The sequence below is a fragment of the Flavobacterium hauense genome, assembly GCF_054457175.1.
Genome location: NZ_JBTKVX010000009.1, coordinates 1 through 14596, shown reverse-complemented (window position 1 = coordinate 14596; position 14596 = coordinate 1). Strand labels below are relative to the sequence as shown.

Annotated in this window: 15 protein-coding genes; 9 read left to right on the top strand and 6 right to left on the bottom strand. The window is 40.4% G+C overall.

The genetic code is table 11. From position 1 onward, the window contains the following. Nucleotides 1-168 precede the first annotated feature (168 nt). Nucleotides 169-1797, top strand: coding sequence for a hypothetical protein (locus tag ACX0HA_RS08030; RefSeq protein WP_458844750.1), 1629 nt, complete (start codon nt 169-171; stop codon nt 1795-1797). A 164-nt stretch (nt 1798-1961) separates the two neighbouring features. Here the strand turns inward: ACX0HA_RS08030 and ACX0HA_RS08025 are convergent, their stop codons facing one another. The 3 genes from ACX0HA_RS08025 to ACX0HA_RS08015 are packed head-to-tail and all read right to left on the bottom strand — an operon-like array spanning nt 1962 to nt 4092. Further along, complete coding sequence (locus ACX0HA_RS08025; RefSeq protein WP_458844749.1) at nt 1962-2585, bottom strand: class I SAM-dependent methyltransferase; 624 nt, start codon at nt 2583-2585, stop codon at nt 1962-1964. A 21-nt stretch (nt 2586-2606) separates the two neighbouring features. Beyond that, on the bottom strand, nt 2607-3374 hold the full coding sequence (locus tag ACX0HA_RS08020) for an alpha/beta fold hydrolase (RefSeq protein WP_458844875.1): 768 nt from the start codon (nt 3372-3374) through the stop codon (nt 2607-2609). A gap of 4 nt (nt 3375-3378) precedes the next feature. Next, entirely contained in the window at nt 3379-4092 is a 714-nt protein-coding gene (locus ACX0HA_RS08015; RefSeq protein ID WP_458844748.1) for a pyridoxine 5'-phosphate synthase, read from the bottom strand. A 98-nt stretch (nt 4093-4190) separates the two neighbouring features. Here ACX0HA_RS08015 and ACX0HA_RS08010 point away from each other — a divergent pair, with 98 nt between their 5' ends. The 8 genes from ACX0HA_RS08010 to murI all read left to right on the top strand — a co-directional run bounded on the left by ACX0HA_RS08010 (nt 4191) and on the right by murI (nt 12628). Next, nucleotides 4191-4850: a CBS domain-containing protein gene (locus ACX0HA_RS08010; protein ID WP_458844747.1), complete on the top strand. Its 660-nt coding sequence runs from the start codon at nt 4191-4193 to the stop codon at nt 4848-4850. 9 nt (nt 4851-4859) lie between these two features. Next, on the top strand, nt 4860-5744 hold the full coding sequence (locus tag ACX0HA_RS08005; protein WP_458844746.1) for an NAD kinase: 885 nt from the start codon (nt 4860-4862) through the stop codon (nt 5742-5744). Between the two features lie 155 nt (nt 5745-5899). Further along, nucleotides 5900-6577, top strand: coding sequence for a type IX secretion system protein PorG (gene porG, locus ACX0HA_RS08000; RefSeq protein ID WP_458844745.1), 678 nt, complete (start codon nt 5900-5902; stop codon nt 6575-6577). A 3-nt stretch (nt 6578-6580) separates the two neighbouring features. Next, entirely contained in the window at nt 6581-7321 is a 741-nt protein-coding gene (locus ACX0HA_RS07995; RefSeq protein WP_458844744.1) for an isoprenyl transferase, read from the top strand. Beyond that, the gene (locus ACX0HA_RS07990) at nt 7254-10019 is read left to right on the top strand and encodes a BamA/OMP85 family outer membrane protein (protein WP_458844743.1); all 2766 of its coding nucleotides are present in this window, start codon (nt 7254-7256) and stop codon (nt 10017-10019) included. The genes ACX0HA_RS07995 and ACX0HA_RS07990 overlap by 68 nt, the downstream gene beginning before the upstream one ends. 37 nt (nt 10020-10056) lie before the next feature. Beyond that, nucleotides 10057-11232: an OmpH/Skp family outer membrane protein gene (locus tag ACX0HA_RS07985; RefSeq protein ID WP_458844742.1), complete on the top strand. Its 1176-nt coding sequence runs from the start codon at nt 10057-10059 to the stop codon at nt 11230-11232. 41 nt (nt 11233-11273) lie between these two features. Then, entirely contained in the window at nt 11274-11783 is a 510-nt protein-coding gene (locus ACX0HA_RS07980) for an OmpH/Skp family outer membrane protein (RefSeq protein ID WP_458844874.1), read from the top strand. Nucleotides 11784-11845: 62 nt separating this feature from the next. Then, nucleotides 11846-12628: a glutamate racemase gene (gene murI / locus ACX0HA_RS07975; protein ID WP_458844741.1), complete on the top strand. Its 783-nt coding sequence runs from the start codon at nt 11846-11848 to the stop codon at nt 12626-12628. A 2-nt stretch (nt 12629-12630) separates the two neighbouring features. Here murI and ACX0HA_RS07970 read toward each other — a convergent pair whose 3' ends face one another. From ACX0HA_RS07970 to ACX0HA_RS07960, 3 genes are all read right to left on the bottom strand, one after another. Then, nucleotides 12631-13149, bottom strand: a complete 519-nt coding sequence (locus ACX0HA_RS07970) for a gamma carbonic anhydrase family protein (protein ID WP_458844740.1) — start codon at nt 13147-13149, stop codon at nt 12631-12633. A gap of 66 nt (nt 13150-13215) precedes the next feature. Then, a complete protein-coding gene (locus ACX0HA_RS07965) occupies nt 13216-14208 on the bottom strand; it encodes a PorP/SprF family type IX secretion system membrane protein (protein WP_458844739.1) in 993 nt (330 codons plus the stop codon). 235 nt (nt 14209-14443) lie between these two features. Then, nucleotides 14444-14593, bottom strand: coding sequence for a T9SS type B sorting domain-containing protein (locus ACX0HA_RS07960; RefSeq protein ID WP_458844873.1), 150 nt, complete (start codon nt 14591-14593; stop codon nt 14444-14446). Nucleotides 14594-14596: the final 3 nt, after the last annotated feature.

Sequence of the window (14596 nt, the reverse complement as noted above, 5' to 3'; positions counted from 1 at the left end):
ATCAATTTTGAAAAATTATCATAAATAATCCTTAAAACTATGTGATTACCATAAACCTTAACATTTGGCATCCCTGAATCAAATTTCAAACAGCTATTAATAAAAACATAAAGTACTGGCTAAAGCTACGATTTCGCAGTAAATTACATCATAAAACAAGAATTTAGCATGAAGTTTCTAAAAATATCACTTATAACTATTAGCTCAATACTCCTGTTACTCATAGCCGGTGGTTATGGCCTGAGCTGGTATGTTTCTAAGAAATTACCCACCATTATAAGAGGCGAAAAGGATTTTCCGTACAATGTAAGTTATGAAAATCTCGACATAAACCTCCTTAGTGGCAGCTTCACTATAACCAACGCTTACCTTGCCCCAAAGGACAGCCTGCAATCAGCTCTACAGGAAGGCGCATTTGCCAAAGTAAAAAGTATTGAAGTAAACAACTTCAGCATTTGGGCGCTGCTGCGCAATAACCGGATTAACGTAAAAGAAGTTATTATCACTTCACCGGATATAACCCTGTACCATCGAAAAGAAAAGTACAACACCAAAGATGATTTTGTAAAACCATTTAAAAACAGCATTACCACGGGAAGCCTGATTATTAAGAACGGCACCTTTAAAATGCTGGATTCCCTGCAAAAGCCTTTTGTTAAAGCAGCCAACATCTACTTTGGACTTACCAACATAAAGGTTGACAGCACTACCCTAAAAAAGGACATCCCTGTTCGTTACCGCGACTATACCTTTAAATGTGACAGCCTGTTTTATGATGCCGGTAAGCACTATACGATCGCAGCTAACAAAATTACAACAACCGACAGCACACTGACTGTTGAAAAATTCAGGATGAAACCCAAGCAAACCCGAGTACAGTTTACACGCATGCAACCTAAAGAGCTTGACCAGTTTAACCTGAGTGCCGAAAAAATAAGCATCCCTAACCTGGACTGGGGTTATTTGCGGGACACACTGTATGTGCATTCGCCCGAAGTAACCTTCGACAGGGTATATGCTAATATTTATCGCAGCAAAGAACCAGCGGATGACTACACCCGCAAAAAGCTATACAGTGAAATGCTGCGTTCGCTAAAATTTGATATTGATATAAAACAGCTGCTATTCAAAAACACCGTTATAGAATATGAGGAACAGCTCACCTTCAGCAGGCCGGCTGCCAAAGTATCCTTCTCGAAATTTGACACTAAGATCACAGATATCTATAGCCCGGTTGGACGTAAAAAAGGGAGTAAATTACCACCAACGGTAATCGATGTAAAATGCCTGTTCATGAAATCGTCACCATTAAGGGTCACCTGGTCGTTTAACACACCCGATGAAAGCGATGCTTTTACCATAATGGGGCACCTGCAAAATATAGACACTCATAAGACCTACCCCATTACAAAACCATTGATGAATGCCACGACCGATGGAAATATAAAAGAAGTAAAATTTACCTTTAACGGAAACACTAAGCATGGCAATGGCACTTTTGCCATAAACTATAACGACCTGAAGGTAGACATCCTGAAAAAAGATGGCAAAAAAGAGAACAAAGTAGTGAGTACCATTGCCAACATGATCGTCAAAAATGACTCGGATGACAAGCTAAAAGAAACCCATGTAGAAGTAGACCGGATTCAGCATAAGTCGGTTTTTAATTTCCTTTGGCGATTTACAGAGCAGGGACTAAAGCAAAGCGTACTGCCCAAAGCCGTGGTAAACATTGCCGACAATAAAAAGAAAAAGAAAGACGACAAAGAGAAAGCGAAGACTAAAGGGAAGAAGTAGTTTTCAGTCGCAGTCTCAGTTAGCAGTAATCATAAATAAACGAATTCATATTTAATCTCTGTGTAGAGACGTTGCAATGCAATATCTTAAAACCCAAAAAAAGAAAGACGTTGCAATGCAACGTCTCTACAAAAATCAAATTCCGACAAAAGACTGCCTATCGGTTATTTCTTTCTCCCCACAAACCGGATTACTGAACCCTGCCCGTTGTGGTATAAACCTTCATTAAGTTCAATTACCTTTTCTTCAAGGGTAATAATTTCGTAGTTATCAAAATCAGCTTTTATTTCTTCAATAGAAAATAGCGAGTCAATATCTTTAGGACCGCCAACTTTTTCATTCTTTGCTAAATAGTCAAGATGCTTTTTGCTGAAGGCTTCAAAAATCACAACTCCGCCTTTACGCAGATAGCCGTCAAGCATTTTGTGCAATTGTGATTTGATATCCGCAGGAAAGTGCGCGTAGATCAATGCAATCGCATCAAACTGTTCCTCTTTGTAATTCAGCATCTGCAGCTCCCCTACCTGATAATCGACAACTACATTATTCAATTCAGATAACTGCAGGGCTTTTTTCCGACCTTCGCCGCTAATATCAAATGCCGAAACAGTCCACCCAAGTTTAGCAGCAAACACAGCATTTCTTCCTTCGCCTTCGGCAGGAAAAAGTATTTCCTCTGGAGGCAGCTTCTGTAACTCTTCTTTAAGAAAGTTGTTTGGCTCCTCGCCATAGGCAAATTCGCTGTCACTATAACGTTCGTCCCATCGGGCTCTCCAGGCATCTGCCATATTTTTATATTTTATATTCGACTATGCTTTCAAAAACGCCAGCGTTTCTGTCAAAAAATCCTTTGGGTTTTCGGCATGAAGCCAGTGCCCTGAATTGTTTATGGTTTTTATTTCGGCTTGTGGGAAATGAGAGCTTATAAGGTCAAAATCTTCATCCTTTATATAATTTGATTTGTCACCTCTCAGGAAAAGCGTTGGCTCATGAAAAACCGCTCCTTCAGGCAATGCCTCACCTATATTATCAATCACTTTATTGAAAGCATCAAGATTGAATCGGAATCCCAGTTGCTTGCCCGGCTCAACCCAGTACACGCTTTTCAGCAAAAACTGGCGTGTGCCAAAGTCAGGCAGGTAGTGCTCCATGGCTGCTTCAACAGCTGCCCTGTCGGTATGCATAGAGAAGTCGACCGCATTAAGCGCCGCCATCACATCCTGGTGATGTGGCTTGTAATATTTCGGGCTTATATCGGCCACTACCAGTTTATCAAGCATTTCCGGATGCTGTACCGCAAAGAACATGGCAGCCTTGCCTCCCATGGAATGCCCGATTACATCTACCTTCCCTAAATTATAATGGTTGATATACTCAACAAGATCCTGAACCATGGCTTCGTAAGTAAACTCATCGGAGTGAAAACTCTTGCCGTGGTTGCGCATATCTATGGCGTGCGTCTGGAAACCGGCTGCAACATACTGCCCGGCCAGTGTTTTCCAGTTATCGCTCATACCCAGGAATCCGTGAACAATAAGAAGTGGTTTCCCTTCTCCTTGTATAACAGAATGTAACAGCATATTATTTAAGTCTTTGAAGGTACATGTTCACTACATTCTCCAGTCCTAAGTACAATGACTCAGATATAAGAGCATGACCAATCGAAACCTCTAACAGTCCCGGAATATTCTCTTTAAAGAATTTGATGTTATCGAGACTAAGATCATGACCTGCATTGATGCCAAGATTAAGCTTATTGGCCAATTCTGCAGAAGCAACATAAGGCTTGATTCCATCGTGGTTACCAAGACCATATTCGTGAGCGAAAGCTTCGGTATACAATTCTATCCTGTCGGTTCCGGTTGCAGCAGCACCTTCTATCATTGACAACACAGGGTCTACAAATATAGATGTGCGTATGTTGTTGCGTTTGAATTCGGCAATAACATCAACCAGAAAATCTTTATGCTTTATGGTATCCCATCCCGCATTTGATGTAATGGCATCATCGGCATCAGGGACCAGTGTAACCTGAGTAGGTTTGGTCTCCAGAACAAGGTCAATGAATTTTTGGACCGGGTTACCTTCAATATTATATTCGGTATATACCACAGGAACAAGATCGCGGGCATCCTGGTAACGGATATGCCTTTCGTCCGGTCTTGGGTGGATGGTTACGCCTTCTGCTCCGAACTTTTGCACATCGGCAGCTACTTTTAAAAGGTTGGGTACATCGCCACCCCTTGAATTCCTTAGGGTAGCTATTTTATTTATGTTTACGCTTAATTTTGCCATATCTTTGTATAGTGTCCATTTTCACACAAAAATACAAAGTTAAAAAGGCATAATCTGCTTATTTTTGATTATTTTGCATAATATATTTACGACTGCTCATGAACGAAATTACCGATTTCATCAATAACGACATCAAGGCTTTAAGAGTGACCGACAGTGTTGCCGATGCTCAGGACCTGTTTGCCGATTACCCTTTTTCACACTTCCCTGTACTGGAAGATGGGGTATATATTGGTTCTGCAAGAGCAGAGGACATGGAGTTGATGGATATTGACAAAACCATGGCCGACCTTCGCTTTAGCTTCGACCGCTTTTTTGTGAGGGATAGTGCCTTATGGCTGGATGTTCTTGAGGTTTTTGCCAAAAACGAGACCAATCTGCTTCCGGTACTTGGCAAAGACAATAAATACCTGGGCTATTACGAAATTACCGACATCATTACCTTTTTTCACCAGACGCCTTTCCTTAAAGAGAATGGCGGAATAATCGTGGTAGAAAAAGGTATTAATGACTATAGCATAAGCCAGGCCGCACAAATTGTGGAAAGCAATAATGGCAGGCTGTTGGGAATTTTCATCTCGGAAGCCAACATGGAAAAAGTACAGATTACCCTTAAGATAAGCCTAGGCGGCATGAGCGACATACTGCAAACCTTCAGGCGCTATAACTACGAAATCATTACCGAGCACCAGGAAGACGAGTATCTAAACACTCTTAAAGAACGCTCTGACTACCTTGACAAATACCTGAACATCTAAATCCAGCCTATGAAAATAGCCGTGTACGGACAATATTATAAAGATAATACCGACGACATCATAGAAAAAGTACTTGCTGTTTTTGACAGGTATAACCCTAAGGTTGCTTTTGAAGCTAACTTTTACAATGTACTTAACGAGCACAACCTGCTCGACAAACAATATGACACATACGAAGGTCATACAGGCCTTGAACAGGGCTTTGACCTGTTGATATGTATTGGCGGCGATGGTACCATGCTTCGTGCAGCAACCTATGTGCGCAATAAAGGCATCCCTATACTGGGCATCAATGCCGGGCGCCTCGGCTTTTTAGCAACAGTACAACAGGAAAACATTGAAACCCTGCTTCCGTTGATATTTGAGAACAAGTACAAAGTATCGCCACGTTCGCTGCTTACCCTCGACTATGATGGTAAAGGCGAGGAACTGTTTGACCTGGACTATGCACTCAACGAAATAACCGTAAGCCGTAAAGACACCACCTCGATGATCACTATCGAAACGAGGCTCAATGGCGATTACCTGAATGCCTATTGGGCTGACGGTCTTATTGTATCTACCCCTACAGGATCTACCGGCTACTCACTTAGCTGTGGTGGGCCTATATTAATGCCTGAAGTGAATAGTTTTGTAATAACTCCGATAGCACCACACAATCTAAACGCACGACCTTTAGTGATCCCCGACGATACTGAGATCGAACTGATTGTGAGCAGCAGGGAAAGCCAACACCTTATCTCTTTGGATTCCCGAATAATAACGGTAGAAGTAGAAACAGTACTCCGCCTAAAAAAGGCAGCTTTTAAAATCAACCTTGTTGAATTCCCACAGGAAAAATTCCTGGTGACACTGCGCAAAAAATTGCTATGGGGAGAAGACAAAAGAAATTAAAAATGCACAATTTTATTCTGTCAGCATACTACACCGCATCTTCTTCCGTTTTCAACACAGTATTTAATGCTAATTATGCAATTGTGGATGTAAAAAGTCTATTGTTACGGTAATTAGAAATCTATATTGTTATATTTGCAGCCAATTTGTAAGGAATGAACCGGATCATATATCTTTTAGTAGTAATCTCGATATCGCTAAGCAGCCGCGCCCAGATCAATGAACTGGGGGTTTTTGCCGGTGGCGCCAATTATATTGGCGATGTAGGGCCTACCAACTACATAGCACCTAACGACCTGGCTCTTGGTATTATATACAAATGGAACAGGAGTCCACGCCATGCGTGGAGGGCTTCATTTACCTACGCCGATATTTCTTCTAAAGATGCCGATTCTGATGAAACAGCAAGACAGCAGAGAGGCTACGAATTTAAAAACACCATAAAAGAGTTATCTTTAGGCCTTGAATTTAATTTTTTCGATTTTAACCTGCATGAATCTGACTTAAAGATCACACCTTATATATATGGTGGCGTAAGTTATTTCTGGGCAGATGAACTATATATAAGCGGAGGCGAAACACACAATGGTGATGCTAAGAGCAACTTTGCAATACCAATGACGCTGGGAGTAAAAACCAATGTAATTCCAAATTTTGTAATTGGATTTGAAGTAGGTGCACGTTACAGCTTTACCGACAACATTGACGGAAGCAACAACCCTGATTACGAGCCGTATGCATTTGGTAATCTTAATAATAATGACTGGTATGTGTTTAGCGGATTTACTTTAACATATACCTTTGGCGAAAAACCTTGCTATTGTTCAGAATAGAGCATGAATAAAACAACTACCATAAATAAAGACAATCTTCCCAGGCATCTGGCAATAATCATGGATGGCAATGGCCGCTGGGCTAAAAAGCAGGGATTATTGCGTGCCATAGGACACGAAAACGGCACAAAAGCCGTTAAACAAACGGTAGAATCGTGCGCCAAGCTTGGCATTGAGAATCTGACCCTGTATGCTTTTTCTACAGAAAACTGGAACAGGCCAAAACTGGAAGTGGATGCCCTGATGAATATCCTGGTAAATTCGCTTAAAAAAGAGCTGCCAACTCTTATAAACAACGACATAAGGCTTAACACAATAGGCAATATTGACCTTTTACCCTCTAAAGCGCGCAAGCAATTGCTTGAAGTTATAGAGCAGACCAAAGGCAACAGCAGGATGACGCTTACTCTTGCACTGAGCTATGGCTCGAGGGAAGAGCTTATCGCTGCTTTTAAAAAAATAACCGAAAAAATAAACACCCATCAGCTGTCTGCAGCTGATATTAATGAAACCACCATAAATCAGCATTTGTACACATACGACCTGCCCGATGTTGACCTTGTAATAAGGACCAGCGGAGAGCACAGGATAAGCAATTTTCTGCTTTGGCAGATTGCCTATGCAGAACTGTATTTTACAGATGTGTTATGGCCCGATTTTAGGGAAAAAGACCTACATGAAGCAATCATCAGTTACCAACAAAGAGAACGTAGATTTGGAAAGACCAGTGAACAAGTTAAATAAGCACACGATGTTTCAGAGAAGCATTAAATTACTTTTTGGCATCTTATTATTAGCAACCGGCAATAAAGCCGCTGCGCAGGATGACGGCCCACGCCTTGATACAGGTAAGCAGTACATCCTTGCCGATGTTATTGTTACTGGTAAAATAACCTATAACGAACAAACCGTTATTACCTTTACCGGGCTTGAAAAAGGCCAGGCAATACAAATACCGGGTGAAGAGATAAGTACTGCCATAAAAAAACTATGGAAGCTTGGGCTTTTCAGCGATATCAATTTCTTTGAATCTAAGATACAGAATGACAGCGTTTGGCTGGAACTTAATATTAATGAGTTACCAAAACTGAGTGAAGCTAAGATTCAGGGTGTAAAGAAAGGGAAACGTGAAAGCCTTATAAAAGACACTCAGCTTACTAAAGGCAAGATCGTAAACGAAAACCTGCTTACGACTACAAAAAATTATATTGAAAATAAATATAAAAAAGATGGTTACTACAACACCAAAGTAGCTATCAATGTAATACCTGACAGTACCAATACCGTTAAAATGGTGGTAAATATTGACAGGGGCACTAAAGTAAAAGTAAAATCGATAGACTTTACCGGCAACAGCAAACTTTCTAGCTCTACGCTTAAGAAAGCAATGAAAAACACCAAGGTTAAGGCCTTCCCTAACCCATTGCGTATCTTCAAATCATCTAAGTTTGTAGCCGATAAATACAAAGAAGACCTTCAAAGCATTGTAGACAAATACAAAGAAAAAGGATACCGTGATGCACGTATAACCGAAGATACTGTTACGTATGATACCAAGAAAAACCTGGTTTCAATAAAAATGAACATTCAGGAGGGTAACAAATATTATTTTGGTAATATTAAATACCTTGGCAACACGGTATATACAAACCAGCAGCTTAACCAGGTACTTGGTATAAATAAAGGTGAGGTATATAATGGTATCATGCTACAAAAAAGGATTGCAGACCCATCTAAACCGGATGGTATGGATCTTACCAACCTGTACCAAAACAACGGTTACCTGTTCTCTAACATAAACGCTGTAGAGGTTAAAACGGCTAACGACACCATAGATTTTGAGATCAGGATCGTTGAAGGCCCAATTGCATACTTTAATAATATTACAGTAGTTGGTAATGATAAAACAAACGACCACGTAATATATCGCGAGCTAAGAACAAGGCCGGGAATGCGTTGGAATAAGGAAGAAGTTATCGGTACCATTCGTGAGCTTGGTGCGCTTGGTTTCTTTGACCCTGAGACCATCCGTCCTGATGTTAAAAACCCGGATCCTGCTTCAGGAACTGTAGACATTGAGTGGAATGTAACCGAAAAAGGTTCGAGCCAGATAGAGCTTCAGGGAGGTTATGGTGGCGGTGGATTCATCGGTACCCTTGGTTTGTCTTTCAACAACTTCTCTGCAAGGAATATATTCAACAAAGAGGCCTACAAACCACTACCTATGGGTGACGGACAAAAATTAGCGCTTCGCCTTCAGGGTAGTACCTATTTCCAAACGTACAGCTTATCATTTACCGAGCCATGGTTTGGAGGAAAAAAACCGATTCAACTTTTCACGACTTTATCACACAGTAAACAATATTTATATAACTTTAACACACGTGATGTAGACAGGAATAAGAGTTTTACTATATCTTCAATTTCTGTCGGAATGGCTAAGAGGCTAAGCGAGCCGGATCGTTACATGAGGCTATCTCACTCGTTAGCGTTTCAGTATTACGACCTGAGCAACTATAACACGGGATTGTTTACCTTTGGTAACGGACAGTCACGTAACATCAACTACACCGTTGAATTGAGCAGGGACAACAGGGGTTATAACATTATATACCCGTCTACAGGTTCTTATTTTAGTGTAAGTGCAAAATTAACCCCGCCATATTCATTGTTTAACGGCATCGACTATGCAAATCTTGCTAATCAGGAAGCCTATAAACTTAAGAACGGCGGTGCACCATACGAAGGAGCTGACGGTATAGGTATTGGTACAGGAGATTACATCCGCACCGAAACCGTAGGAAACAGCACCAGACAGTATCGTGCTAACACATGGCAGGAAGCATCGGCCGATCAGGGTAAAGTAGATCAGCAGCGTTTCAACTGGCTTGAATACTATAAAATTAAGTTTAAGGCCGACACCTATACAAAACTTGCAGGTTCTAAATCGCACGAACTTGTATTGCGATCATTAGCCGAATTTGGCTTTATGGGCGCCTATAACCAGGACAGGGGACTTGTACCTTTTGAAAGGTTCTATCTTGGAGGTGACGGACTTGCCAACTACGCTCTTGATGGCAGGGAGGTAATACAGTTAAGAGGTTATCCTAACCAGTCTCTTGCACCGGTAGATCCGAAAACAGGTGTTCAGATTGGAGGAACAATATATAACAAGTTCTCAATGGAGCTTCGTTACCCAATAACGCTAAAGCAGCAGGCATCTATTTATACGCTTGCCTTCGCAGAAGCAGGAAGGTCGTTTGACTCTTTCCAAAACTATAACCCGTTTGCACTTAAGCGTTCGGCAGGTTTTGGTCTTAGGGTATTTATGCCGGCATTTGGATTGCTTGGTATAGACTTTGGTTATGGATTTGACCCTGTAGAAGGCGGTACACAAACCAATGGATGGGAAACGCACTTTATTATTGGACAACAGTTTTAAAAAATTGGCATGATATTTTCTAATACGTAATTAGGTTATGAAAAAATGTTTGTTTACAGTACTATTCGCTTTAGCTGCCTTAACAGCAACTGCACAGGGCGCACGCGGCATTAAGATCGCTTACCTTGACATGAACTATATTCTTGACAAGGTACCTGATTATGCTGAAGCAAAAAACCAGCTTGAGCAAAAAGCTTCAAAATGGAGACAGGAACTGGAAGTAAAACGCAATGAGATAGGCAAGCTGAAGGAAAGCCTTCAGCAGGAAAAAGCTTTGCTTACCAAAGAGCTTATCGATGAAAGAGAAGAAGAGATTGCTTTTCAGGAAAAGGAACTTATCGACTACCAGGAAAAAAGATTTGGCCCTACAGGAGACCTTATGTCTCAAAAAGCCGTGCTTATAAAACCTATACAGGATCAGGTATTTACTATTGCCCAGGATCTTGCTGCGTTAAGGAATTATGATTTTGTATTTGACAAATCATCAGACCTTACCATGATAGTTGCCGCGAAGAAACACGACATCAGTGATCTTATCATAAAAAGAATGTCGAGAGCAGCAAAACAAGAGAAACTGAGCAGCAAAGAGCTTAAGGAATTCGAAAAACAGGAAGCCAAGGAAGAATTGGAAACTAATCCTGATTATGCCGAAAGACAAAAACTTATTGAAGACAGGAAAACTGCAAGGGATAAAAAAATGGAAGAGCGTAAAGCTATCCAGGATGAAAAGAAAAGGGCTTATGAAGAGAAGCGTGAGCAAATGAGACTGGAAAGAGAAGCCAAGAAAAATGGCACTACTGTTCCATCATCTTCTGCTACACCTGCAACAACCTCAGATGCACCTGCGACAAGCACTACAGCTAAGCCGAAGGCTTCGACCGCCAAGCCTGAAGCTCAAAAACCTGCAACCCAAAAGCCAGCTACCAAACCAGCTACCGTTGCGCCTGCAGGCACAGATAAAATAGAGGTAAAAACCACTGAAGAAAAAACTGTAGACGAGAATGCCCCGGTACAAAAAACAGCTGCACAGTTAGCTAAAGAGGAAAGAGACAGAAAGCTGGAAGAAAGAAAGAGAATTATTGAAGAAAAAAAGAAGGAGAGAGATGCCGTTAAAAAAGCAAGGGAAGAAAAAATAAAGGAACAGAAAGACGGAACTTCGACTCCTGCTACTGATACTCCAAAGGATACTCCTGCAACAACACCTTCTAACTAAAAGAGAACAAAAACGAAAATTAATAATAAATACCTTAAATGATGAAACAATTGAAATCTTTATTAATCGCTGCATTCCTTTTTGTTGGGGCAAGTCAGGCTGTTTCTGCTCAGGCAAAAGTTGCGCACATTAATGTACAAGAATTGATGACGAATATGCCGGAGATGAAAGCGGCTAATGCTCAGTTAGAGAAACTTGGCAAAACATACGACACTGAATACAACACAATGGTTGAAGAATATACAACCAAAATTAAAAAATATGATGCTGAAGCTAACACTGTAGGTGAGGCTGTAAACAAAACACGTGAGGCAGAAGTACAGGATATGCGTGCAAGAATTCAGCAATACCAGCAAACAGCATCAACTGAGCTTCAAAAGAAACAGGAAGATATCGTTAAGCCGATTCTTGATAAAGCAAGAAAATCAATCCAAAAAGTAGCTAAAGCTAAAGGCTTCCAGTATGTACTTGACTCTTCTACAGGAAGTGGCGTACTACTTGCTGACGGACCGGACCTTTTAGCTGATGTTAAAAAAGACCTTGGTTTTTAATACCTCCTCAGTGAAAACACAGAACGGCTCATTTTATGAGCCGTTTTTTTTATATTTGTTATATGGATAAACGCACAAACCCTATCGGATTATTTGACTCAGGTATCGGTGGTACATCGATATGGAAGGAGATACACAGCCTGCTCCCAAACGAAGACACCATATACCTCGCCGACAGTAAAAATGCACCATACGGACAAAAAACCAAAGATGAGATTGTAGCTCTAAGCTGTAAGAATACAGAATACCTTCTTAACCAAAATGCCAAAATAATAGTTGTTGCCTGCAACACTGCAACAACAAATGCCATAAAAGAATTAAGGGACAGATATGACGTACCCTTCATTGGAATAGAGCCTGCAATCAAACCGGCAGCATTTAACACCCTGACCAAGACAATTGGCATACTGGCTACAAAAGGAACACTCTCAAGCGAACTGTTTTATAAAACCGTTGCCAGCCTTGAAGGCATAAAGGTAATTGAGCAGGTAGGCTATAACCTGGTTCAATTAATAGAGGATGGGAAGTTAGGATCTCCTGAAATAAAAGAACTTCTTCATGAATACCTAACCCCAATGATTGAGGCTAATATAGACCATCTGGTACTCGGATGCAGCCACTACCCGTATCTTGTTCCACAAATTAAAGAAATCCTTCCAGAGAGCGTTAAAATCATTGATTCCGGTGAAGCGGTAGCAAGACAGACAAAAGCTATTCTTGAACAAAATGATTATTTGAACCTTGCCCCCCATAAAAGCACAAATGCCTTTTATACAAACGCAGATGCATCCGTGCTAAAAGGCATACTTAATAATGAATATGAGGTTTTGAATAAAGATTTTTAAGACTACTTTTCTTTATCAAACCACGATGAATACATAATATAGTTATTGGAGATCCTTTCGATTTCACCGGCAAAATCAGAAGCGCTAATATCTTTAACTTTTTTAGCCGGCACTCCTGCATATATCGTTCCCGACTCGACAACGGTATTTTGAGTTACTACAGCTCCTGCCGCAATTATTGAATTACTTTCAATAACGCAGTTATCCATCACGATGGCTCCCATCCCGATAAGCACATTGTCATTTACCGTACAGCCGTGCACAATAGCATTATGACCAATGGAAACATTATTTCCTATTGTAGTAGGATGCTTTTGATATGTAGCGTGTAGTACTGCCCCATCCTGAATGTTTACCTTATTGCCGATTTTAATATAATGAACATCACCGCGTATAACAGCATTAAACCAAACGCTGCATTGTTCCCCCAAAACAACATCCCCAACTATTGTCGCATTTTCAGCAACAAAACAATCTTCGGGTATCTGCGGATATTTTCCGTTAACTTCTCTAATTACCATATGCTTTAAAAAAATCGTCCCGATAAGCGAGCCTATCGGGACTGAATTAATAATGTATTCTAAATATTAGTTTACTGCCGGACAATTACAATCGTATTTCTCCCTTTTGCAGAATAAGTTAAGACCAAGTGTTATCTGGTGGAAACCGCTGTTATCAAATCGAACATTTCCAGTCAGGTAAGAATAGGTATAAGCAAACATAAAGCTTTTGTAGTTGATACCAATGATTGGTGTAAAATACTGCAGGTTTTGTTCTGAAGTATCACCTCCATCAATGTATTGTGCACCTTCAAGGCTTCTTCTGTAAGAAAGTCCACCCCAAAGCCTACCAAAATCCATTTCTTTGTAAAGCTTCAAGTTAATATCAATAGTTTTTTCTTTAGTTTCATCAACAGCCTGGAACATGATCGAAGGTTCCCACTGTAACGATTCCTGAAATCCGAAAACATAACCTACAGTAAAAAGATATTTTCTAAGGTTATCACTTTCTATATCAGTATAAATATCTCTTTTGCTTGATACTACATTCATAGCAGTAAAGTGCGCATAAAAATCAAGGTAATTATAAGATGCACCTATATCAACATTGAAATAAGAATCTTTTTGTTTCATTCCACCGTCAACAATAGGGTCAAACTCCGGATCAAACTTAGTCTCATCAAGACGGCTTGAAATAAGCCCCGCGTTCATACCGAATGATAACTGATTCAAATCGTAATCACTTCTTGAAAAACGAATATGGTGAGCATAAGTAAGTTTTGCGCCTGTTTGAGAATGATAACCGTTTCTGTCGTTAAATACAATCGCACCTATACCAGAAGAAGGCCCTACGCTTCCATTAAAGCTAAGGGTTTGCAATTGCGGAGCATCATCCTGTCCAAACCATTGCTGACGCGCAGTCAACCTTACTTTAGCACAATTTGCCGCACCCGCCATTGATGGATGGATCAGGTATAAGTTATCAGACAGGTAATCGGAATAAACTGCGATTCCCTCCTGGGAAAAAGACAGTTGTGTTAATAACAATCCAAAAATTAAAGAAATCTTTTTAAAATTCATGTCGACCTTTTCGTTTAATGAGAATGCGCTTTTTTTAATATACCATACGGAGGTCAATAGTAAAGGCCTACCGTTTGGTTACAGTGCTCTGCTCTTCTGTAACAGCTATATTTTACAGTAATTTTCCATAGCGGTCAAATATATAAATTTTTGTCTTAGGTTGGTAATATAATCCTAATATTATTATAAAAAATGCTGTCATCTCTGACAGCATTCTTAATTTAAATTTATTTTCTTATCTCTTAATGGCAAAATGCGATTTAAACTCACGTGTTACGGTGGTTGTACCATCGAATTCAGGGTAGGTAACAGTGAACCAGTAGTCATCGGCAGGTACCGCACGGCCATTGAAGGTTCCGTCCCAGCCCTCACTGTCCGGGCTGATCTG

Excerpts from the sequence above, each read along its gene's own strand:
- porG (WP_458844745.1), top strand. The coding sequence starts at position 5,900 with ATGAACCGGATCATATATCTTTTAGTAGTAATCTCGATATCGCTAAGC.
- ACX0HA_RS07970 (WP_458844740.1), bottom strand. The coding sequence starts at position 13,149 with ATGGTAATTAGAGAAGTTAACGGAAAATATCCGCAGATACCCGAAGAT.
- ACX0HA_RS08025 (WP_458844749.1), bottom strand. The coding sequence starts at position 2,585 with ATGGCAGATGCCTGGAGAGCCCGATGGGACGAACGTTATAGTGACAGC.
- ACX0HA_RS07985 (WP_458844742.1), top strand. The coding sequence starts at position 10,057 with ATGAAAAAATGTTTGTTTACAGTACTATTCGCTTTAGCTGCCTTAACA.
- ACX0HA_RS07990 (WP_458844743.1), top strand. The coding sequence starts at position 7,254 with ATGAAGCAATCATCAGTTACCAACAAAGAGAACGTAGATTTGGAAAGA.
- ACX0HA_RS08030 (WP_458844750.1), top strand. The coding sequence starts at position 169 with ATGAAGTTTCTAAAAATATCACTTATAACTATTAGCTCAATACTCCTG.
- ACX0HA_RS07965 (WP_458844739.1), bottom strand. The coding sequence starts at position 14,208 with ATGAATTTTAAAAAGATTTCTTTAATTTTTGGATTGTTATTAACACAA.
- ACX0HA_RS08005 (WP_458844746.1), top strand. The coding sequence starts at position 4,860 with ATGAAAATAGCCGTGTACGGACAATATTATAAAGATAATACCGACGAC.
- ACX0HA_RS07980 (WP_458844874.1), top strand. The coding sequence starts at position 11,274 with ATGAAACAATTGAAATCTTTATTAATCGCTGCATTCCTTTTTGTTGGG.
- ACX0HA_RS08010 (WP_458844747.1), top strand. The coding sequence starts at position 4,191 with ATGAACGAAATTACCGATTTCATCAATAACGACATCAAGGCTTTAAGA.
- ACX0HA_RS07995 (WP_458844744.1), top strand. The coding sequence starts at position 6,581 with ATGAATAAAACAACTACCATAAATAAAGACAATCTTCCCAGGCATCTG.
- murI (WP_458844741.1), top strand. The coding sequence starts at position 11,846 with ATGGATAAACGCACAAACCCTATCGGATTATTTGACTCAGGTATCGGT.
- ACX0HA_RS08015 (WP_458844748.1), bottom strand. The coding sequence starts at position 4,092 with ATGGCAAAATTAAGCGTAAACATAAATAAAATAGCTACCCTAAGGAAT.